This window comes from Nocardioides sp., from assembly GCF_047607185.1.
In the GTDB taxonomy this organism is placed as follows: domain Bacteria; phylum Actinomycetota; class Actinomycetes; order Propionibacteriales; family Nocardioidaceae; genus Nocardioides.
In genome coordinates, this window is record NZ_JASGDQ010000092.1 from 37440 (window position 1) to 56456 (window position 19017).

Annotated in this window: 19 protein-coding genes; 9 read left to right on the plus strand and 10 right to left on the minus strand. The window is 66.8% G+C overall.

All coding sequences use genetic code 11. The features are described 5' to 3' along the window. Window positions 1–6: 6 nt before the first annotated feature. The 6 genes from QM595_RS11120 (at window position 7) to QM595_RS11145 (ending at window position 10150) form a co-directional block, all read left to right on the plus strand. Window positions 7–3708 carry a tape measure protein gene (locus QM595_RS11120; protein WP_415171616.1) on the plus strand — a complete coding sequence of 1234 codons (3702 nt, stop codon included), beginning with the start codon at window positions 7–9 and terminating at the stop codon, window positions 3706–3708. Then, window positions 3708–4544, plus strand: coding sequence for a hypothetical protein (locus QM595_RS11125; RefSeq protein WP_415171617.1), 837 nt, complete (start codon window positions 3708–3710; stop codon window positions 4542–4544). The genes QM595_RS11120 and QM595_RS11125 overlap by 1 nt, the downstream gene beginning before the upstream one ends. Next, window positions 4541–8065: a hypothetical protein gene (locus tag QM595_RS11130; RefSeq protein ID WP_415171618.1), complete on the plus strand. Its 3525-nt coding sequence runs from the start codon at window positions 4541–4543 to the stop codon at window positions 8063–8065. Before QM595_RS11125 ends, QM595_RS11130 begins: the two co-directional genes overlap by 4 nt. A gap of 5 nt (window positions 8066–8070) precedes the next feature. Further along, window positions 8071–8205, plus strand: coding sequence for a hypothetical protein (locus tag QM595_RS11135; RefSeq protein ID WP_415171619.1), 135 nt, complete (start codon window positions 8071–8073; stop codon window positions 8203–8205). 314 nt (window positions 8206–8519) lie between these two features. Beyond that, window positions 8520–9833, plus strand: a complete 1314-nt coding sequence (locus QM595_RS11140; RefSeq protein WP_415171620.1) for a hypothetical protein — start codon at window positions 8520–8522, stop codon at window positions 9831–9833. Between the two features lie 17 nt (window positions 9834–9850). Further along, window positions 9851–10150, plus strand: coding sequence for a hypothetical protein (locus QM595_RS11145; protein WP_415171621.1), 300 nt, complete (start codon window positions 9851–9853; stop codon window positions 10148–10150). A gap of 79 nt (window positions 10151–10229) precedes the next feature. Here QM595_RS11145 and QM595_RS11150 read toward each other — a convergent pair whose 3' ends face one another. The 8 genes from QM595_RS11150 to QM595_RS11185 all read right to left on the minus strand — a co-directional run bounded on the left by QM595_RS11150 (window position 10230) and on the right by QM595_RS11185 (window position 14205). Continuing rightward, on the minus strand, window positions 10230–11189 hold the full coding sequence (locus QM595_RS11150) for a DUF932 domain-containing protein (RefSeq protein ID WP_415171622.1): 960 nt from the start codon (window positions 11187–11189) through the stop codon (window positions 10230–10232). 179 nt (window positions 11190–11368) lie between these two features. Next, the gene (locus QM595_RS11155) at window positions 11369–11578 is read right to left on the minus strand and encodes a helix-turn-helix transcriptional regulator (RefSeq protein ID WP_415171623.1); all 210 of its coding nucleotides are present in this window, start codon (window positions 11576–11578) and stop codon (window positions 11369–11371) included. 12 nt (window positions 11579–11590) lie between these two features. Beyond that, window positions 11591–12289, minus strand: coding sequence for a DUF2786 domain-containing protein (locus QM595_RS11160; protein WP_415171624.1), 699 nt, complete (start codon window positions 12287–12289; stop codon window positions 11591–11593). Beyond that, on the minus strand, window positions 12286–12486 hold the full coding sequence (locus QM595_RS11165; RefSeq protein ID WP_415171625.1) for a hypothetical protein: 201 nt from the start codon (window positions 12484–12486) through the stop codon (window positions 12286–12288). Before QM595_RS11165 ends, QM595_RS11160 begins: the two co-directional genes overlap by 4 nt. A gap of 63 nt (window positions 12487–12549) precedes the next feature. Further along, entirely contained in the window at window positions 12550–13158 is a 609-nt protein-coding gene (locus QM595_RS11170; RefSeq protein ID WP_415171626.1) for a hypothetical protein, read from the minus strand. Further along, window positions 13158–13331 carry a hypothetical protein gene (locus QM595_RS11175; RefSeq protein ID WP_415171627.1) on the minus strand — a complete coding sequence of 58 codons (174 nt, stop codon included), beginning with the start codon at window positions 13329–13331 and terminating at the stop codon, window positions 13158–13160. The genes QM595_RS11170 and QM595_RS11175 overlap by 1 nt, the downstream gene beginning before the upstream one ends. A 61-nt stretch (window positions 13332–13392) precedes the next feature. Next, window positions 13393–13713, minus strand: coding sequence for a hypothetical protein (locus QM595_RS11180; RefSeq protein ID WP_415171628.1), 321 nt, complete (start codon window positions 13711–13713; stop codon window positions 13393–13395). A gap of 60 nt (window positions 13714–13773) precedes the next feature. Next, window positions 13774–14205 carry a hypothetical protein gene (locus tag QM595_RS11185; RefSeq protein WP_415171629.1) on the minus strand — a complete coding sequence of 144 codons (432 nt, stop codon included), beginning with the start codon at window positions 14203–14205 and terminating at the stop codon, window positions 13774–13776. Window positions 14206–14682: 477 nt separating this feature from the next. On the opposite strand from QM595_RS11185, the gene QM595_RS11190 reads away from it, so the two are divergent. Beyond that, window positions 14683–14913 carry a helix-turn-helix domain-containing protein gene (locus tag QM595_RS11190; protein WP_415171630.1) on the plus strand — a complete coding sequence of 77 codons (231 nt, stop codon included), beginning with the start codon at window positions 14683–14685 and terminating at the stop codon, window positions 14911–14913. A gap of 6 nt (window positions 14914–14919) precedes the next feature. Further along, window positions 14920–16134, plus strand: a complete 1215-nt coding sequence (locus QM595_RS11195; protein ID WP_415171631.1) for a tyrosine-type recombinase/integrase — start codon at window positions 14920–14922, stop codon at window positions 16132–16134. On the opposite strand, the gene QM595_RS11200 is transcribed toward QM595_RS11195, so the two are convergent. Next, window positions 16131–17120: a nucleotidyl transferase AbiEii/AbiGii toxin family protein gene (locus QM595_RS11200; protein WP_415171632.1), complete on the minus strand. Its 990-nt coding sequence runs from the start codon at window positions 17118–17120 to the stop codon at window positions 16131–16133. The two genes, QM595_RS11195 and QM595_RS11200, sit on opposite strands and share 4 nt — an antisense overlap. Then, a complete protein-coding gene (locus QM595_RS11205; protein ID WP_415171633.1) occupies window positions 17117–17815 on the minus strand; it encodes a hypothetical protein in 699 nt (232 codons plus the stop codon). Before QM595_RS11205 ends, QM595_RS11200 begins: the two co-directional genes overlap by 4 nt. Before the next feature lie 303 nt (window positions 17816–18118). On the opposite strand from QM595_RS11205, the gene mobF reads away from it, so the two are divergent. Continuing rightward, the gene (gene mobF / locus QM595_RS11210) at window positions 18119–18925 is read left to right on the plus strand and encodes a MobF family relaxase (protein ID WP_415171634.1); all 807 of its coding nucleotides are present in this window, start codon (window positions 18119–18121) and stop codon (window positions 18923–18925) included. Window positions 18926–19017: the final 92 nt, after the last annotated feature.

Genomic DNA, 19017 nt, shown 5'->3' on the forward strand with positions numbered 1-19017 from the left:
TCCGGCATGGACACCGTCGGCTACGCCGCCCTACAGGTCATCCCCTCCATGAAGGGCGCGAAGGCGGCCATCGAGGGCGACCTGTCCGCCGTTGGCACGGCGACGGGCCGACGGGTCGGGACATCCATCGGTAGCGGCCTCACCTCCACCCTGCGCGGCGTGGCGACGACTGCGGTTGCCGCCGTGGCAACGGCAGTCGGCGTCTCCTTGACCAAGGGCTTCGGACGCCTCAAGCAGATCGACCAGGCCACCGCCAAGCTCACCGGCCTCGGGCACAGCGCCAAGGCGGTCGACAAGATCATGTCGAACGCCTTGAAGTCTGTGCGGGGAACCGCCTTTGGCTTGGGCGATGCGGCTTCCGTTGCCGCGAACGCCGTCGCATCGGGCGTCAAGCCCGGCAAGGACCTTGTCGAGACGCTGTCGCTGATCGCTGACTCGGCCACCATCTCCGGCCGCTCACTCGGCGAGATGGGCGCGATGTTCAACAAGGTCGCGGCGGCCGACAAAATCCAGATGGACGTCATCAACCAACTGCATGACGCGGGCGTCCCGGCCCTCGCCCTGCTAGCCAAGCAGATGGGCGTCACGAACTCCGAGGCTGCCAAGCTCGCATCCGAGGGCAAGATCAACTTCTCCATCTTCAAGGCTGCCATGAAGGACGGCCTTGGCGGGGCGGCGCAGCAGTCGGGCAACACCTTCACGGGAGCCCTCGCGAACGTGTTCGCGTCCCTCGGACGCGTCGGCGCGAACCTGCTCGGCGGCGTCTTCCCGAAGATGGCCCCGCTGTTCCAAACAGTTGCAACGGCACTCGGTCCTCTAGAGGACCGGGCGTCAGCAGTCGGTGACGTCATCGGTTCCAAGGTCGCGCCGGTCATCGACAAGGTGATGTCGGCGCTTGAACGCGGCCTGCCGACCATCAACGGGGCCGCCGGAATCATCGCGCCCCTCGGGGCGGCATTCGCAGCCCTCGGCGTGTCCGGCCTCGGCCCGCTGATTGGGATGGTGCCCGGCCTCGGCGGCCTCGGTGGTGCTCTCTCGGCCCTTGGCGGACCTGTCGGGATCGCCGTCGCCGCCTTCGCCGGACTCGTTGCCACGTCACCGGAGTTGCGGGCCGCCGTCAGTGACCTGATCGCCACCCTCGCCCCGGCGGTGCAGCAGTTTGCGACGTCGGTCCTGCCGCCCCTGACACAGGCCATGGCCGAGCTGATGCCGATCGTCACCGACCTCGCGACGCAGTTCGTGACCGGGCTGACGTCAGCCATCACAACCCTCGCGCCGACGATCACCAACCTCGTGACGTCGGTCGTATCGCTGATCGCCCCGCTAGCCGGGAACGAGGCCGCAGTCAAGGCGGTTGTGGCCGCGTTCGTCGCCTGGAAGGCCGTCATGCTCGGCCTTGCCGCCAAGACGTTGATCGCGTCGATTGCCGCCCAGACGAAGGCACTGTGGACGTCCACCACGGCGTGGATTGCCAACAAGCGGGCGATGGTCGTCAGCGCGGCCCAGACCGCCTACCTCCGCGCGCTCTATGCCGTGGACATGGTTCAGGCCATCGGCCGGTATGTCGTGTCCCAGGCGGCCCTGATCGCGGCCTACGCACGGCAGGCCGTCGTCACAGCAGCAACCACCACGGCGATGGTCGCCCAGCGGGTCACTATGGTCGCGATCACCGCAGCGTCGAAGGCATGGGCGGCCGCTCAATGGCTCCTCAACGCAGCATTGAGTGCAAATCCGATCGGCGTCGTCATCGCCCTCGTGGCGGGGCTCGTGGCCGGGGTCGTCCTCCTGTGGCGCAACTCGGAGACCTTCCGGACCGTGGTCACCGCCGCGTGGGCGGCAGTTCAGACCGCTGTCGTGGTCGCCGGACAGGCCATCTGGTCAGTCATCCAGAAGGTGACCTCCGTTGTCCTGACCTTCGCTCAGTTCACGCCGCTGGGATTCATCGTCAAGAACTGGCGGGCCATCCTCTCGTTCTTCCAGTCGATCCCGGGCCTCATCCGGGGTGTCTTCGGCGGGGCGGCAGGATGGCTCAAGGCAGCCGGGTCCGCAATCGTCAACGGACTGCGTAGCGGGATCACCGGGGCGTGGTCTGCGGTGACGTCATGGCTCGGCGGCGTCCGTAGCCGCGTGACGGGTGCGCTGTCCGGCGCTGCGTCGTGGCTGACCGCCATCGGTCGCGCCGTCATCACCGGACTCCGGAACGGGATCACCGGGGCCTGGTCGACCGTGACGTCATGGCTCGGCGGCGTGGCGGGCCGGGTCAAGGGCGCTATCGGCGGTGCGGCCTCGTGGCTGACCAGCGCCGGTGCGGACGTGGTCCGAGGCTTCATCAGCGGACTTGAGAGCATGGCCGGCTCTGTGGTGTCCGCCGTCAAGCGGACGATCACGGACAAGTTGCCCGGGTTTGTCAAGAAGGCGCTCGGGATTCACTCGCCGTCGCGCGTGTTCCGCGCTATCGGCAAGTGGGTGCCTATCGGTCTCGCCAAGGGCATCCGCGACGGCGCGAGCGGTGTCGACGCTGCTGTCAAGGACCTGATGGGCCGCCTCGACAAGGCGGTCAAGAAGGGCAGCAAGGAGTCCAAGAAGTTCGCCAAGGCCGCGAGCACGATCCTCAAGGCACAGACCAAGCAGACGAAGTCGATATGGCAGGGCGGTGCGCAGGCAGGCACCGATGCCCTCCTGGCTTCGCTCGGCAAGACCGGCGAGTTCAAGAAGGGCGCGGCGATTCAGACCGCCACCCTCAAGGACTTCGCCAAGGCTCGTGAGGTTCTGGTTGAACGTCTCGGCAACGCCCAACAGCAGCTCGCCGCCGCCATCCAACTCCGCGACGACTTCAAGTCATCTGTGGTCGATGGAATCCGCGCCTACACCTCACTCCTGAACGCACAGGGGCAGGTCAACAAGTACGGGTTCCAGCAGGCGGTTAGCGCGCAGGACATCATCACGTCGATGACCGAGCGCCTCCGGGTCGCTCAAACGTTCAGCGCCAACATGGCGTCCCTGCTCGCCTCTGGGCTGAACCAGCAGACGTACAAGGAACTGATCGAAAAGGGGCCGGAGGCGGCCGGTGCATACGCACAGGCGCTAGTCGATGGCGGTCCGCAGATGGTGGGTCAGGTCAACTCCCTGACGGACCAGATCAACGTGGCTGCCAACCAACTCGGCACCGACTCGGCGGCGGTCCTGTACCAGTCCGGCGTCAATGCTGCCCAGGGCCTCGTGACCGGTATCGAATCGCAGATCGCGGCTGTAGAGGCTGCGGCGGACCGGATTGGAAAGAGTATCGCGAAGGCCGTCAAGAAGGCCCTCAAGATCAAGTCGCCGTCTCGCGTTCTGTCTGCGATCGGTCAGTGGATTCCCGCTGGCCTTGCCGTCGGCATGTCGGCCACGTCCAAGGTTCGGCAGGTCACGGCCGCCGCGACGTCCCTCGCATCGACGGCGGCGGACGCCCTGCGGTCCCGTGTGCAGGACGCCGAAAACGCAGCCTCGGCCGTGAGCAACGCGCTCACGGTCACCGAGCTGCCAAAGCCCCGCCCGCCCTACATCCCGCCCCCGGGCGGACCGGAGGACGGCGCTGGCGGCGGTGGCGGTGGCTACGGCGGCCCGCGTGTCGTGGTGCAGCAGACGATCAACAACCCCCAGGCGGAGCCGACGTCGAAGACGATCGACGCCGCCTCGCGAACCCTCGGATTGGTAGGTGCTGTCTGATGGGCATGGGCACATACACCCTCGACGGGGTGCCGCTCGATGACCCGGCGGGCCGGTGGATGCTCAGCGACTCCACGCTGCTCGGCCCCCTGCCTGCCCCGTCGTTGTCAGCCGTGAAGATCCCCGGGATTCACGGGACAGTGCCGACGCCACCGACGACGCGGGACGCCGGATCACACACCGTCGGCCTTATCGTCACCGACAACAACGAGGCCGGTGCGGCGACGGGCGATCACCAACAGATGCGCAAGAACCTCTCAGCGCTCTATGCCCTCGCCACACCGGTCGGTCGGTTGCCCGTGCTTCGCTACATCCCACATCTCGCGGTCACCCCCCGCGATGCGCGTGTCCGGCTTCTTGCAGCCATTGAACCCGAGATGGCCGACCCGTACACGGCAAGGATCACGCTGCCCTTCGACCTGCCGGAGGTCTTCTGGCGCGAGAGCGTGGAACATACCTTCGCCTCGGAGGCGGTAGCGGCATGGGAGGCAAGCCCCGATGAACTCAACGGCAGCACGGGCACCATTGCCGATCCAGTGTTCCTGTGTACCGGCCCCATGACGTCGTGTGTGATCACGGACTTTGCCACGGGCAAGGTGCTGACGTGGAACGGGAACGTTGCCGCCGGGCAACGACTCCGCCTGGAGCCCGCCAGCATGAAGGCATACCGCACGGTCGGCGAGCAATGGACCGGCGGCACCGATGTGTCCGGCGGCCTATCAACTGGACCCGGCGGCTTTGACCTCAATCCCAACGCAGCCGGGGAGATTGGCTGGACCCTCGCCCGTACCGGCGCAGGGGTGACCCAAGCGCGCGTTAGGAGGGCGTTCCTGTGATGCATCTGCGCCTCGTCGCCTACGCGCCTCTCGGCGCACGGATCGGTGTCCTGCCTGATCCGCTCTCGTTCACGTTCACGGACCCCTTCGGCTCCGACCTGTCGACCCTCTCGGTTGAGTACGCGAAGTTAGGCCGGGGATTCAGCATCCTCGAATCCCGGCCCGAGATCGCGGTCGAGTGGTGGGACGGCAACGCATGGGTCGAGCCGGCCGACGGTCGTCTCCATGTCGTCAAGCGGGCGTGGGACAGCAAGGACGAGGGCGCGCAGGCGCGGAAGTACGACGCCGTCGGCATCGGATGGCTGGCCCGCAAGGCCCGGGTGTGGACCGGCGTCAACATGAACAGCAACGGTCAGCGGCAGTTCAACGAGGCGACGGCAGGCGCGATCGTGGGGACCGTGTTCGATGACGCCCAGGCGCGCGGGTGGGGTCCGGGCCTGACCCGTACGTTCACGGCATCCCTGGACTCGGCCGGACAGCCGTGGACGCAGGCCGCAACGCTCTCGTTCGATCCGTCCTCCGACCTCGACGCGATGATCGCCGCCCTTGTGAACCAGGGCCTCGCCGAGGTGTCGTGGACCGGCAGGCAACTCAACCTCTACAACCCCGACACCGCGCTCGCCCGCGACCTGACGACCGGCCTCGCGCCAATCTGGATTCGCCACAACGACGGGATCACTGCGGCCCCCGAGGAGGGGTCGATCGAGGAACTGGTCACCTTCGCGCGACTCGTAGGCGACAACGGCGCGACGTGGGACGTCACCAACCCGGCAGCGGACACCACCTACGGCCGACTCGAGGGCTATGTCACGCAGTCGGGCGTGAAGGACGAGGGCACCGCGCTCCTACTCGTCGACCAGGCGCTACAGGCCGGTGCGTCCGAGCGGTTGCAGTTCACGCGCGAGTTCGACACCGCCGCCTCGCTACTGCGCCCGTTCGCCGACTACCGGCCCGGCGATTGGGTGTTCGTGGACCGAGAGGACGGCGACAGCGTGACGCGGGAGCGGTCCCGCATCGTGCAGGTGTCCCTCACCTCGGACGCGGAAACCGTGAAGGGCCACGTCACCCTGGGGACCCGTCTCGATGACCTGCTCGCGCGCCTGGCGCGGCGTACGTCGGCGGTGACCGGCGGCGCATCTGCCGGGGGCACGGGCGGGCAGCCGTACCCAGGACCGGACAGCCGTTTGCCCGCCCAGGTGCTCGGCCTTGTCGCGTCCTCGGACGCCTACCTCGACGCACTCGGCGACGCGCACGCCCGCGTCGCCCTCGATTGGGCAGACGTCACCACTGACGACGAGGGCGTCCTGCTCTCGATCCGTGGCTACGAGGTCTGGCGGCGGATCGGTGTCGGGCAATGGACCAAGGTCACGGACGTTGTCGAGTCCGGGGTCGAGCTGTCGCCTCTGCCGATCAACCAAACCCAGCAGTATCGGGTGCGGGCCGTGTCGATGGACTACGTTCTCGGCCCGTTCTCGGAGGTCGAGGGGATCACGACCGCATGGGACACCATTCCCCCGCCGACACCATCGACTCCTGTCCTCAGCGAGTCGATGGGCATCATCACCGTTGCGTGGGACGGGCGCGACGAGCACGGCCTGGGGATGCCGCTCGACTTCGATCACTGTCGCGTCACGTTCGACGGCGATCAGGTCGGCCGGGTCGGCACAGGCACCGGCGAGGACACAGCGGTGTTCGCAGACCGGCCCTATGACGTCCCGATCCAGGTCCGGCTCATCGCAGTCGACAGGTCTGGCAACGCCTCCGACCCCTCGGCTTCCGCCACGGTGACACCTCGTCGCATTGTCGAAGATAACATCGGCGACGGCGCGATCACGGCCGCCCTGTTGGCGGCAGCGGTCAAGGCGTCGATTGTGGATGCTCAGACCGCCGCAGAGGACGCCCAGGACGCGGCCACCGCCGCCGCCCTCGCAGCGTCGAACGCTCAGGGGACCGCCGACGGCAAGAACAAGGTGACCTATGGGCCGACCCCGCCAACGGCGACCACGCCCGGAGCCATCGGTGACATGTATTACGTCATGTCGGGCAGCGATGTGGTCAGCCTGTACGTCTGCCAGGGATGGAGTGGCCCGAACTTCTTGTGGTCAGAAATGGCGTTGACGAACAGCGTCATCGCCAGCCTCGACGCAGGCAAGATCACCACCGGCTACCTCAGCGCCGACCGCGTCGCGGTCGGGACGCTGACCGCAGCCCAGCTCGTGGCTGGCACCATCACGGCCGCCTCCGGGGTGATCGCGGACGCCGCGATCACCAACGCGAAGATCGCGGATGCCACGATTCAGAGTGCCAAGATCGCATCCCTAGATGCAGGGAAGATCGCGACCGGCATTCTAGATGCCGCCCGGATCGGAGCGAACTCGATTACGACGGCGAAGCTCGCGGCGACCGCCATCGACGGAATGACGATCACGGGTGCCATCATCCGTACGGCGGCATCCGGTCAGCGGGTTCAGCTCGACACGTCAGGGCTCCAATCGTTCAACTCATCGAACAGCGTCACCGCCACACTGTCGGCCGCCTCGGGAGGACTCACTCTGAGTGGGAGCCTGGTCGTGTCTGGCTCGATATCGACTGCGCTCAGCGGCAAGCGGATCTATGTCGGCACCGTGTCCGGCACGAGCGGCTTCTACGTCTACACCGGCAATAGTGGCGAGACTGCGCCCGGCGCGATCTATGGAGAAGACGGCTATGCAAACACCGTCATCCAGTCTCCAAATATCGGATATGGACAGGCGCGAATCGGTCTTGGCGCGTCGTCTGCATACGGTGCTCGCTCATACACAGAGGTCAGTGCACGGGACATCCTGCTATTAGCGAATGGGTCGCAGGTAGCGATGACCGGGGACGGTCACACGCAGATAGCCGGGGTCGGGAAACTGACCGTCGATTACGACATGGGCGTCGAGGTCTATAGCGCCATCACACTCATCGAGAATGTTGTTTGCGCCAAGACGCTATCGCTAAGCGGAGGCGGGAGCTTTGTCCAGTATGGCGGCGCTAACTCGTTCATCGCTTCCGGTATCACTAACACCGTCTCCTCGGGTATCGCTGTCCAGATCAACACATCGAACAACATCGTGTTTCGCGCATCTTCTGGCCTGAGATACAAGGTCGACGTTCGACCCCTCGCCGATCACCTCGCGGCAGAGGCAACAGAGTCGCAGCACGCCGTCGGAGTGATGGCTGGGGCGGCGGCCCGTTCGTCAGCCGGAGTCGCGCGGACACCGATTCGTGATATCGCGCCGATCATCTACAAGGACCGGCACGAAACCGAGATGCACGCGAAGGGCGAGAAGGGCTGGGAGGCCGAGCCTCGGGATTGGATCGGTTGGTCAGCCGATGACTTCGCGTCGGCCGGATGGGAAGAACTGATCACCCGTGACCCCGAGACCGGGGAGCCGGACTATCTGCACTATGACCGGGTTCTCGCTGCATACGCCCTTGAGATGAATGCCGCCTTGGACTCGATCGAGCGCCGCCTGGGGAACTTGGAAGGGAGGTAACAAGTATGGAGAACGAGACAACGGTCAGCGCCGAGCGCGTGATCGAATCCCTGCGGAAGCAGGTGTCGGATCTTTCCTTCCGTCTGGCCTTGGCAGAGGCCCAACTCGGCGAACAGCAGTCACGACAGGAGAACGAATAGTGGATGCCGTTGCGGCCTCGCTACTCGTGGCCGTGGTCAGCGGATGCGTAGGGATCACGTCCGCTGTCCTCGCCTATCAGTCGGCACGCAGGGCTCGCGAAACGACCCGCCTCGGCGAACTTGAGGACCACCTCGCGCGGTCCGACAGGGACAACCAACTGCTCTACCTCTGGAATCGGCAACTGGTTGACCACATCTACCGGGGCGATCCCCCGCCCCCACCGAAGCCGCCGCCAGGGCTGTTCACCAACTAACCACCCGAGAGGCCCCCCGCATGAACGCGGGGGGCCTTTCGCGTCCCCAAGGGATCACGAATGACCACCTACACAAGGGCCAACAGAACGGCCCAGTGGTTCGGGGAGAAGTACCCCGGATCGCGACTGAACCTGACGGCGGCAACGGCGGTCGTCGTCATCCACACCACCGAGTCGATGACCTGGCCCGACTACGACGGCGGGGCGACCGCGCCGAACTACACGGCCAATCCGAGCAACAGCGAGAAGGCGCTGACCTTCCGGGCTCACTTCGAGGACGAGTGCTCATCCCGCGCCCTCCGCAACCTCGCGGGCGGCGTCGAGACGAACACGCTCAACGCCGTGCAGATCGAGCTTGTCGGCACATGCGACTACGCGAAGCGGTCGACGTGGAACGGCAAGACGGCGGGCAAGGACTACATCTACTGGCCCGCTGCGTCGGATTGGGCACTGCGCGACCTGGGCGAGTTCTTGGCAGACATGCACCGCCGTCACGGCCTGCGCCTGCACTCCCCCGTCGCCGGATGGCTGGCCTACGGCCCCGACAGCCGTCGCCCCGGCGTCAGTCCGGCGTCGTACGGCGCATCCCCCGTCCGCCTCACCGGAGCGGAGTGGAGGCAGTTCACGGGCGTCTGCGGACACCAGCACGTGCCCGAGAACGTCCACGGCGATCCCGGGGCGATCGACATCGGCCGAGTCCTCGCCTTCGCATCCGAGGCCCTTGGAGACGACACGAAGGAGGCGACCATGAAGGCACCCAAGGCGGTCCCGGCGAAGTGGAGCCGGTTCGCGCACCTGATGCCCTACTGCCGCAACAACTCGATCCGGGGCCTCGACGCGGCGAAGCGCGCGGGCTACACCGCGATCGACCTCGACGCGCAGGTCTGCTGGGCCAACAGCTCCCGCAAGCGCCGGGTGATGATCTGCACGCATTGGGGGACGGTCGGCAAGGAGTTCTACGACCCTCTCGGCAAGATCAAGCCCGGAACGAAGTTCGCCGCGTTGACGTGGCCCGAGGTCAAGCGGCTGCGATCCAAGGACGGCAAGGGCTTCCGCATCCACAAGATGAATCGGATGCTGCGCGCTGCCACGAAGCGCGGGCTGCGCGTCGAGGTCGAGGCGAAGGGTCACAAGGCGTTCGCGAAGCGCCCGGGCCTGTGGCGGCGACTCCGCACCGTCGCGGACGCAGTCGGGGCCGACGTGCAGGTCAAGACCCTGACCGGCCTCGGTGGGTCCGCTTCCGCGCGACTCGAGGCCGCCAAGGCGGCCGGCTTCGTGACCATCGTCCTCCCGCGCGGCTCCCGCCGTCTGTCCAAGACCAAGTTCTGGCCAGTCACCGACTACGTTCGCGGCCCCGTCACGTGGGTCGCCTGATGAAAGGAAGGCACCTGATGGCTGACACCCCCACGCAGACAGCGCACCCCTGGCGGGCGACTGTGCGGACCGTGTTCGCGTTCATCGTCGCCGTGGCCGCGATCTGGCCGACCATCGTCGAGGCCGCAGGGGTCAACCCCGGGCTCCGAGTCGTCGCCCTGACGATCGCGGTCGCTGGTGCGATCACCCGCGTGATGGCGCTGCCGGGTGTGGTCGACCTGTTCGCCCGCTTCCGGTTCTTGTCGTGGCTGACGCCCACGCCGACGGAATCGGCGTACAACCGTCGGCCCTACGCCGACGACACCGAAGGCGGCTAGAAAACGGCCCCAGGAACGACGAATGCCCCGCACCTGCCCTAGTGGCCGGGTGCGGGGCGTTTCGTCGCTTCTGGCGGGGTTAGCCGCGGATCGACGCGAGGGCGAAGTCCTTGAACTCCTGAACCGCGCCACCGCCCATGATTCTGGCCGCCCGCTTCGTGCCGTCCTTGTCGCCGCGAACCGGCGCAATCCAATCGGCGTACTCGGTGACCGCGTTGTACGCCGCGTACTGCGTGCCCCGGCCGAACTCGTTCGTGTCGGCCTCAGCGAACAGGTGCCACAGGTCGGACCGCTTGGCGTCCACGGCCGCCTGGCGGTTGTCGCTCTTGGCGTCGGGGATCAGCGCCTTGGTCAGCGCGTCGAACTGATCGTTCGTGAACTCGGCGTCGAGCATCTGCTCCAACTCGGCGGCGAACGCGTCCATGTAGTCGAACGTCAACTCGAGGGCGTGGCGGGCCTCGGTGATCCGACCGGCCATGTTCACCGTGTGACGGATCTTGAACTGCTGGCGGGCGGTGCGGGTCGCCATCGTGAGTTGGTTGGTGCAGGCGAGGCGGATCGGCGTCACGGAGATGGTGAACGCGTTGAACCCGTCGTGCCCGTTCGTCGCGAGGAGGTACAGGTCGTGCGCGTCCTGCCCGGCGACACTGATCCCCTCGGGCATCTTGAGGGCCATGAATACCTTCGCGCCGTCCTTGACGTAGCCCGCGGTGTCGTAGTGCGCGCCGGACACGTCCACGAGGGAATCGAGGAAGTCGAACGTCTCCTCGTTCTGCTGGATCGTGTAGTTGTGGCCGACGTACCCGAGGTACTTCGTCTCGCCGGTCGCCGGGTCGGTGCGGACGGTCGCGACCCGGTTCGGGACCTCGATCCCGCCCGCGGTGAACATCGCCTCCTTGCGGACGTTCCATCCGGCGAGGCCCGACTCGGTCATGGCCTCGGCGGCGGTCATCTGGCCGTTGTCCTTGCGGACGAAGTGGCCGAGGGTCTGCCATGCCGGGGTGCGGGTGAAGGTGGCGGTCGTGGTGGTGTCGTTCATCGGATGCTCCTAGGTGGTTGGGTTACTTGCTGACATCACCAGCTTGCACGTCCACCCGTGCCCACACAAGTCGTTCGTCCAAGTTTTTTAGACGGATTCGGACGAACGAAACCCCCGGGAGCCGAAGGGAGCAAGTGTCAGCAAGCAACCGGGCTCGACCGGGGGTTTCGCGGGTCAGTCTAGTTGTCCGTTTCGATGGTCACGCCTGCCACCGTCCGCGACGGCCGCGACCTGTTCCAGCGGTCGATCGTCTCGGGTAGCCAGCCGACGAGCCGCGCGCCGATCTGTGCATCCGGCTCGGGCAGCTTGTACCTGTTCAACGTGTCCGGCTTGACGCCGATCCGTTCCGCGACCTCAGGCCGGGACAGGTATCGCTTCGGCTTCGACAACGACGGAACCTCCTAGGAACGACCGGCACTGAGTGCCCGGCGCGCACCGGGCAGACGCGTCTCGCCGAGGTCGGCGCGGTTGCCCATCGCACGTCCCGCGAGAATACCGCCGAACGACGTCGTACGTGACGCGGCCGTGGGTCGAGTGTTCCCAGCCCAGTCGGCGTCAAACGCGTCGCTCACGGCCTGCTTGCGGTCCGCTAGGACGATCCCCGCGCCCGGGGTGTCGTCGGCCGCCTGACGGCGACTGGCGCGCAGACGTTGGCCCACGCGGTAGGCGAACGCCTGCCAGAACGATGTACGGAACGCGGTCGATCCGTCCCACTCGCGCATGACGTCGCGAGTGCCCTGCATCAGGCAGGACGCGAACAGAATCTCGACGGCGGTCAGGTCCGACTCGTAGCCGTAGACGTGCATCTCACCCGTTTCCCTGATGCGGATGGTCTGGCACCCGAGCGCGGTCGCGATCTGGTGGAGCAGCGTCCCCTTCGGCTTCGGGTAGGGCTTGACCGCGGGGAACCGGCGCATCTGAACCTTGGCGTCGCCGCCGGGCCGGGCATCAAGCATGACGGCCTCGATCGCATACCGCGCGATCAGTTCCTCAGCCTTGCGGTTGTACGTCTCCGATTCCTCGGGCGTCGTGGCCGGGTCCTCGGCCTTCGCGAGAAGCGCCCGCACCTTGCGCAGGATGCCGTCGTGGGCGGTGCTCATCGTTCCGGCTTCCCTGCCCGGACGTACCACTCGGCAGGGACGCCACAGCCGCACTTGTACGTCTCGTCAATCTCGGTCAGGCGGGTCACCCGGACATCGAGCGACCCAGCACTCTTGCCGTCAGGGACCGGGATCATGTCGCGGAGGTACTTCGGGAGATGGCGGTAGCACGCCGCCGCAGACTTGGTTCTGTTCATTGGTTCGCTCCTGATGTGGGGCGGTGCCGCCGGGCCGGTGTCATACCCGGCGGCACCGCGGTATCACTTGGCGGCGGCCTTCGCCTTCGCGGCCTGCCGGGCGGCCTTCTCGGCCTTGGTGCGCTCGTCGCGGTCGGCCCGGCACTCGGCCGAGCGGTTCGTGGTGCCGGTGACGGTCGGGAACCGCTTGGCGGGGAGGGTCTGCCCGCACTTGCCGACGCACTTGAACGTCTCGACCTTGGACGCGTCGAACGTGCCGATCGTCGCCTTCGGCTTCGCCGGGGCGGCGGCCTTCTTCGCGGCGGGCTTGGTCGCCGTCGCCTTGGTGGCCGGCTTCGCGGCGGCCTTGGCGGGCGCGGCCTTCTTGGCGGGGGCGGCGGCCTTCTTCGCCGGGGCGGGGGCCGCGGTCTTGGTGGTGTCAGTCATGGTGTCGTTCTCCTTCGTGGTGTCGCCCTGCTGGGCGGTGATGGTGTTGCGGATGTCGAACATGCGGGGCGCGCAGCACGTCGGGCGCTGGGCGGCGTTGAGGACGTCGGCAGGAACCCGCTCGGCGGGGATGACCTGACGCCCGAGGACGTTGGTGCAGGTGTTGCGGTGGACGGTGCCGTTCGGGCGCTTCGCCGTGGACGATTCCCAAACGAGACGGACCCGGCCGCCTGTGCTGACCGTCATCAGTCGTCGTCCTCGTCGAGCATCGGCGGCGTGTCATCGTCGCCCGTGACCCACGCCAGGGCGCTGGCGACGCCCTGCTCGTAGGACATGTTGGGCCACTTGCTACCGGACGCGGCCGAGTCCATCGCGGCGTCGTACTGCTCGCCGATCTGCTCGTCAGTCGGTCGGGACATGCGGTGTCTCCTTTCAGTGGTTGGGACGGGGCGACAGGTGCCGCCCCAGCCGGGATGCGCCTCAGCGCCTTGCGGGCCGTGCGGGCACGACGTCGACCATCTCCGCGACGCCATGCTTCATGGCGTAGATGCGCGCCTGGAGTCGCGCGATCCGCCGATCCTTCTTGGCGATCGTCTCGCGGGCACGGTCACGCTCGACCGTCACACGGTCGAGGTCTGCGGCCAGTGTGCTGGCGTAGGCGTTCCCGGCATCGCTGACTGCGCGGATGACCTGCTCACACGAGTCCTCCGGGGTCGGGCTCTCTGCGGTCGAGGCCGTCGCGGTGAACACGAGGCCGGTCAGGGCGATGGTGACGGCGGCGGCCGTCGCTCGGATCTTCATGGTTGTGCCTTTCTGTTGTGGTGGTTGGCCGGGGCCGGACTCCGCCCCGGCGAGTTCTTGCTAGATGGCGAACCGGACGGTCAGCCGCGCTCGGTCGTAGCGAGGCGAGCCATCGCCGTGGGCGCTGGTCCGGTGGTATTCGGTGACGACCGTCTCTTGGCGGTCCCGGTGGACGGTCCGCCGGATGACCTGTCCGCGCTCAAAACCCAGCTCGGCGAGCTTGGCGAGGGCCTCGGCCTCAGGCATCCTGCGCGCGCGGTGCGAGTTGAACTTGAGGGTGGCGTTCGCCGGGGTCGTCTCGTCGGTCGCCCGCACGAACCACGATTCGGGGTAACCGCCCCGCTGACCGGGCCGTCCGTCCCGGTGGGACTCAACCCTGGCCCACAGGTCCGCCATGACGTTCTGACCGGCGGTCGATCCGGTCTTGACGGCCACGGCCCAAACCTCGACGCCCGTCTCCGGGTTCACGATCCGGTAGGTGTCCTTGCTCATGTCCTGCTCCTTGCTTCGGTGTTGCTTGCTGACAGGTCCAGCTTGCACAGGTAGCCGTGTGGCTTCAAGACGCTCGTCCAAGATTCTTAGACGAAGTCGCGACCCGCGATTACCCCACGGAAACGGGTCAGGACGGCCACGCGGGAAACGGGCGGGATCGTCTAGGGATCGGCGGCCGATCGCCTAGAACGCCCGGCCAGGCGTCTAACTGAGCGTCTAGCGCAACGCGTAGCAACGTCTAGCCAAAACAGACACGATCACCCAGAGGTCACAGGTTCAAATCCTGTCCCCGCTACGAATTTCAGGCTCGGTTCCCGCTGGGAACCGAGCCTGAAAGCTTTCTAGACTTGACTCGGTCATCACATAGTCATCACTTACTCGTACGACAGGTGTGCGCGGCGTCCCCTTCGGGACGCGGGCATGGAGCGTCTCGGGACGTTTCGGAGCCGGGCGGTTTGCCCGGCGCACCTGTCTGGCATGAAGACGACACTGCAACCGGCCAGCGGCCTTGTTCCGCTGATGAGTATCGAGGACCTTGCCGAGTTTCTCGCCGTGCCCGTCGCGACGATCTACGACTGGCGCGTGGGCGGCAAGGGTCCGTGCGGCGTCCGTGTTGGACGCCATGTGAAGTTCACCCAAGCCGACGTGCTGGCTTGGATCGACGCCCAGCGCGAGGTCCGGCCCGGCCGGCCACGCGAGGGCCGGTGATCTGAGATGGCACGTCCACGCACCGATGTCGGCACCTTCGGCCAGTTCACCTACATCACCGCCCACAACGGCAAGGTCAAAGCCCGGGTGAGGTTCCGCGACGACGACGGGCAACTCCGGCTCGTCCAGGCCACCGGCGACACCCGCACCGCCGCGGAGCGGGCGTTGAAGAAGAAGCTGACCCGCCGGGACAAGTTCTCGGCCGGGAGCCGCGACCTGTCGGCGGACAGCACCTTCGGTCGTCTCGTGGAGGTGTGGCTCGCCGACCTCGATCTGACCGGAAGGCTCGCGGTGAGCACGCGGGGCTTGTATGAGCGGAACATGCGACAACTCGTCATGCCCGCGTTCGAGCATCTGCTGTTGCGGGAGATCACGGTGCGCAAGGTCGACCAGTTCATCAAGGCGCTCGCGGCGAACAAGTCCTACAGCATGGCCAAACAGGCCCGCACCGTGCTGAGCCTCGCGCTGGGGCTGGCAGTCAGGTACGACGCCTTGCGGGAGAACCCGGTGCGCAGCATCGCGGTGCTGCACAAACCGCCGTCACAGGCGATGGCACTCACGTCCGCCCAGGTGGACGCGATCAGGGCTGCTGTCCGAGGTTGGCGACGCGGTACGGGTTTGTCGGGGCCGAAGCCGGACGGACAGTTGGAGCAGATCATCGAGGTCATGCTCGGCACCTCAGGGCGCATCGGGGAAGTGCTGGCGATCCGCAAGTGCGACGTCGACGTCACGGTGTCGCCCGCGAGAGTCCGCATCTGCGGCACGATCATCTCGCCCGCCGGGAAGCCGACCTACCGGCAGGCGCATCCGAAGACCGAGAAGTCCATACGCGTCGTCTCTGTGCCGAGCTTCACCGCAGAGGTCATTCGCCAACGGCTCGTGGTCCTAGCCAACGAGCCGGAGGACCATCTGTTGTTCTTCAGCCGCAACCACACGCCGTTGACGACGAACAACGTGCGCCGCCGCCTCCGGACCATCCTGGAGGAAGCAGGCATCGAAGGTGTCACGCCCCACGCCTTCCGCCGCACCGTGGCCACGGTCTTGGATCGAGCCAGCGGCGCCGACCTCGCGGCAGACATGCTCGGTCACACGTCCTCGAAGATCACCAAGCAGCACTACATCGAACCCGACGAGACCGTGAACCCCGTGACCGCCGAGATCCTGGAAGCCCTCGCGCCCCGCGCCGCCGAGCAGGCTGACGGCGAAGGTGATTCTGCTTAGCTGACGGCCAGCAGGGCGCTGTGGGCGTGGACCCGCTCCAGGACCTCGTCAAAGGTGGGCGGCTCGTCGGTGCCGTAGTACAGGCCCTCCATCGCTCCGTCATGCTCGGCGCGGAGGCGCACCGCGAGCGGACCGGCAGCATCGAAGGCTGGGCTGGCAGCGAAGCCTCCGTCAGGCACGGGTAGGTCCGGCGTGAACGCTTGGGAGATCTCAAAGCAACTGGTGAGCACATCGGTGACCGTTGGCTTGTCGGTGAGGAACTCCAGCACCTCGTCGTTGCCGAGGAGTGCCCACAGGTCGTAGAACTGGCGACCGATGCGTGGCCAGCCGTGTACGCCCTCTTGGGCGGCTGGGTCGCTGGCGAAGTTGTTCACCCGCAGCAATTTCTCGATAAGGGTGCGTCCCGGATGCAGGACAGTCACGTCGAACGCGGCCAGGTCACCCCAGGCCGAGGTGTCGAACCCGGCGTCGGCGAGTTGGCGCGCCAGCAGCGAGGTGACCTGACGCGCAGTGTGCGGGTTCGGTCCGCCGGACTGGCCGAGCTCGACGAGGATTGCAGCGGCATCGGCGATCGACCCTGGTTCGTCGGAGTGCGAGAGGGGAGGCGCGAGGTAGGCGCTGCGGTGGAAACTGCCGGGCTTGCCGCCGCTGCGCCCGCCTGATGCCTCGCCGCCGGTCGCCGTCGCGGCGGCATTGACCATCGACTTCAATGCGCGTTCGGCAGCCCGGTTGGAGCCGTAGTCGCCGACCACCAGCAAGTCAAGGTCTTCGGAGAAGCGCCGGATGATGCGGAGCTTCTCCAAACTTGTGCCGCCCTTGAACACCACCTCGCCCGGATGAGCAACCGTGATGGCCCGCAGCGCCTCGCACGCCCAGTAGTCCTTCTCGACCGCCAATGGACGGACGCCAAGCTGCTGGGCAGCAGTCACGACGACTTCGGCGAACCCGTCGGGGTTCGCATCTCGCCAACTCGGCAACACAGTCATGCGGCACTCCTGAGGATCGCCAGAGCGCTGTCGGTGGTGCGATGGTCAGGCATCGGAATCTGCTCGGCGAGAGTGTGCTCACCGAGCGACTCCAAGAGCGCGCGCAACCGTGCCCTCACCTTGCCTGGCTCAGTCTGCGAGCCGCGCGCCAGATGGGCGGCACGCAACTGCCCACTGCGGATCAGTTCACGGAACCGCTCCCACGCCTCGGCCGGAGGCACCTCGACGGTTCGCTCCCACTGGTCGAGGGCTTCGAGCAACGCCACCTCACCCGAGCCAAGCTCAGCCTCCACGCGGGCGCGGCGCGCCGGTCGCGCATAGAAGTCGATGTCGTAGGTGGACTCTGGTGCGCGGTGCGGCACCGCGATGTGTGCCTTGCGGGGCACTTGAGTCGACACCCGGAGACGATTGGACGCATCCAAGCCTGTCGGCCCCACCCCCGGTCCGGGGGCGAGTTCGGCGATCACCAACTGTGTCCGGGGATAGCTCATCCCCAGCGGAGTCTTGTTCCCGCGCCAGTAGAGACCGCGACGGATACGGCGAAGCTCACAAGCCTCCACCAGGTCGGCCAGCAAGTGCAGCGTCGTCGAACCGGATGTCGCAAGATCCGAGGGCCGCCAGAACTCATCGCGCGAACGCAGGATGCGGTCACGCTCCTGAGCCGCTGTGGCGCGGTCACGAGTCATCGTGGTCATGGCGACCTCCTACCTGCAAGACGATACGGGAAACATCCCTAAAGTCAGCGTACATCAAGATACGAGAAACATCCTTAGCGGTTGCGAAGCGCAGCCAGGCTCTGATCAACCCCGCTGTTTGTCTCCCGCGAACTCGCCGCTTCCGAGCGCGCCGAACCTCGCCCGCGCCGTTGCCTGCCGCCGGCGCCGTACCGAGCTACGCCCGTCCTCGGCTCCGCCCCGGCCCAAATCGAATGAATGGACGCATGCTACCGGCGGTAGCGGCTGCACACCTGTCTCACGAAGACGTGAGAGGAGCGGCCGGTGAAGGGTGGCGTGATCCTGTTCCGCGGTACGGGTGCGGCCGCGTGTCGCTACCTGGAGTCGGACCGTTCGACGGCTGATGACTACTACTTGGAGGGCGGCACCGCCCTGGCTGAGTTCACCCTGACCGACGCTACGGGTGAGGTGGTAGTGGAGCGGTCGTTGTCGCCGGAGGAGTACGCCGACTGGGTGGATTGGATCGACCCGGTGACCGGGACGTCGCTGGGCACACCGCGCCTTCCGGGCGACGGACGGCGCGGTAGTCCTCGTTTCGCGGAGATGGTCGTCAACACACCGAAGTCCCTGTCGATCGCTGCCGCGCTTCACCCGAAGGTCTCCGATGCTCTCGACGTCGCGCAACGCGACGCCGCCACGGAGATTCGGCGTTGGCTCGCACAGAACTCCGTGACGCGCGTGGGGCCGCGCGGTTCGCAGGAGGTGGTGCCGGTCGAGGGGTTGCACAGTGTTGCGGTCCTGCATCGCACCTCGCGGGCAGGTGACCCGCACCGGCACATCCACTTCCAGCTCGGCACCCGCGTCCGCGCCGCCGGCCGGTGGCGGGCGTTGGACACGGCAGCACTGTTCAAGCAACAGCGCGCGATCCGCGCCCTCGGCACGGCAGTGATCGCAGCGCACCCGCACCTTGCAACGGCGCTCGACGCGCACCGACTCACCCTCGACCCGTTGACCGGCGAGGTTATCGAGCTGGAGCCCTTCAACGCCCTCATGTCCAAGCGCGCCGCGCAGGTGGAACGCAACCTCGCCGCGTTCACAGCTGAACCGCCCTGGGCGAGTCGGAGGGTCTGAAGAGACTCACGGAAGGAAGATCGGCTCGTGCCTGCAGCGAGGAAGTATGACGAGGAGACGATGGCCAGGGCGGTGCGGATGTACCGCGACCG

What these genes read in the sequence shown, in the direction of transcription:
- QM595_RS11120 (WP_415171616.1), top strand. Translation starts at nt 7, where the DNA reads ATGGACACCGTCGGCTACGCCGCCCTACAGGTCATCCCCTCCATGAAG.
- QM595_RS11125 (WP_415171617.1), top strand. Translation starts at nt 3,708, where the DNA reads ATGGGCATGGGCACATACACCCTCGACGGGGTGCCGCTCGATGACCCG.
- QM595_RS11135 (WP_415171619.1), top strand. Translation starts at nt 8,071, where the DNA reads ATGGAGAACGAGACAACGGTCAGCGCCGAGCGCGTGATCGAATCCCTG.
- QM595_RS11140 (WP_415171620.1), top strand. Translation starts at nt 8,520, where the DNA reads ATGACCACCTACACAAGGGCCAACAGAACGGCCCAGTGGTTCGGGGAG.
- QM595_RS11145 (WP_415171621.1), top strand. Translation starts at nt 9,851, where the DNA reads ATGGCTGACACCCCCACGCAGACAGCGCACCCCTGGCGGGCGACTGTG.
- QM595_RS11150 (WP_415171622.1), bottom strand. Translation starts at nt 11,189, where the DNA reads ATGAACGACACCACCACGACCGCCACCTTCACCCGCACCCCGGCATGG.
- QM595_RS11160 (WP_415171624.1), bottom strand. Translation starts at nt 12,289, where the DNA reads ATGAGCACCGCCCACGACGGCATCCTGCGCAAGGTGCGGGCGCTTCTC.
- QM595_RS11165 (WP_415171625.1), bottom strand. Translation starts at nt 12,486, where the DNA reads ATGAACAGAACCAAGTCTGCGGCGGCGTGCTACCGCCATCTCCCGAAG.
- QM595_RS11170 (WP_415171626.1), bottom strand. Translation starts at nt 13,158, where the DNA reads ATGACGGTCAGCACAGGCGGCCGGGTCCGTCTCGTTTGGGAATCGTCC.
- QM595_RS11175 (WP_415171627.1), bottom strand. Translation starts at nt 13,331, where the DNA reads ATGTCCCGACCGACTGACGAGCAGATCGGCGAGCAGTACGACGCCGCG.
- QM595_RS11180 (WP_415171628.1), bottom strand. Translation starts at nt 13,713, where the DNA reads ATGAAGATCCGAGCGACGGCCGCCGCCGTCACCATCGCCCTGACCGGC.
- QM595_RS11185 (WP_415171629.1), bottom strand. Translation starts at nt 14,205, where the DNA reads ATGAGCAAGGACACCTACCGGATCGTGAACCCGGAGACGGGCGTCGAG.
- QM595_RS11190 (WP_415171630.1), top strand. Translation starts at nt 14,683, where the DNA reads ATGAAGACGACACTGCAACCGGCCAGCGGCCTTGTTCCGCTGATGAGT.
- QM595_RS11195 (WP_415171631.1), top strand. Translation starts at nt 14,920, where the DNA reads ATGGCACGTCCACGCACCGATGTCGGCACCTTCGGCCAGTTCACCTAC.
- QM595_RS11200 (WP_415171632.1), bottom strand. Translation starts at nt 17,120, where the DNA reads ATGACTGTGTTGCCGAGTTGGCGAGATGCGAACCCCGACGGGTTCGCC.
- QM595_RS11205 (WP_415171633.1), bottom strand. Translation starts at nt 17,815, where the DNA reads ATGACCACGATGACTCGTGACCGCGCCACAGCGGCTCAGGAGCGTGAC.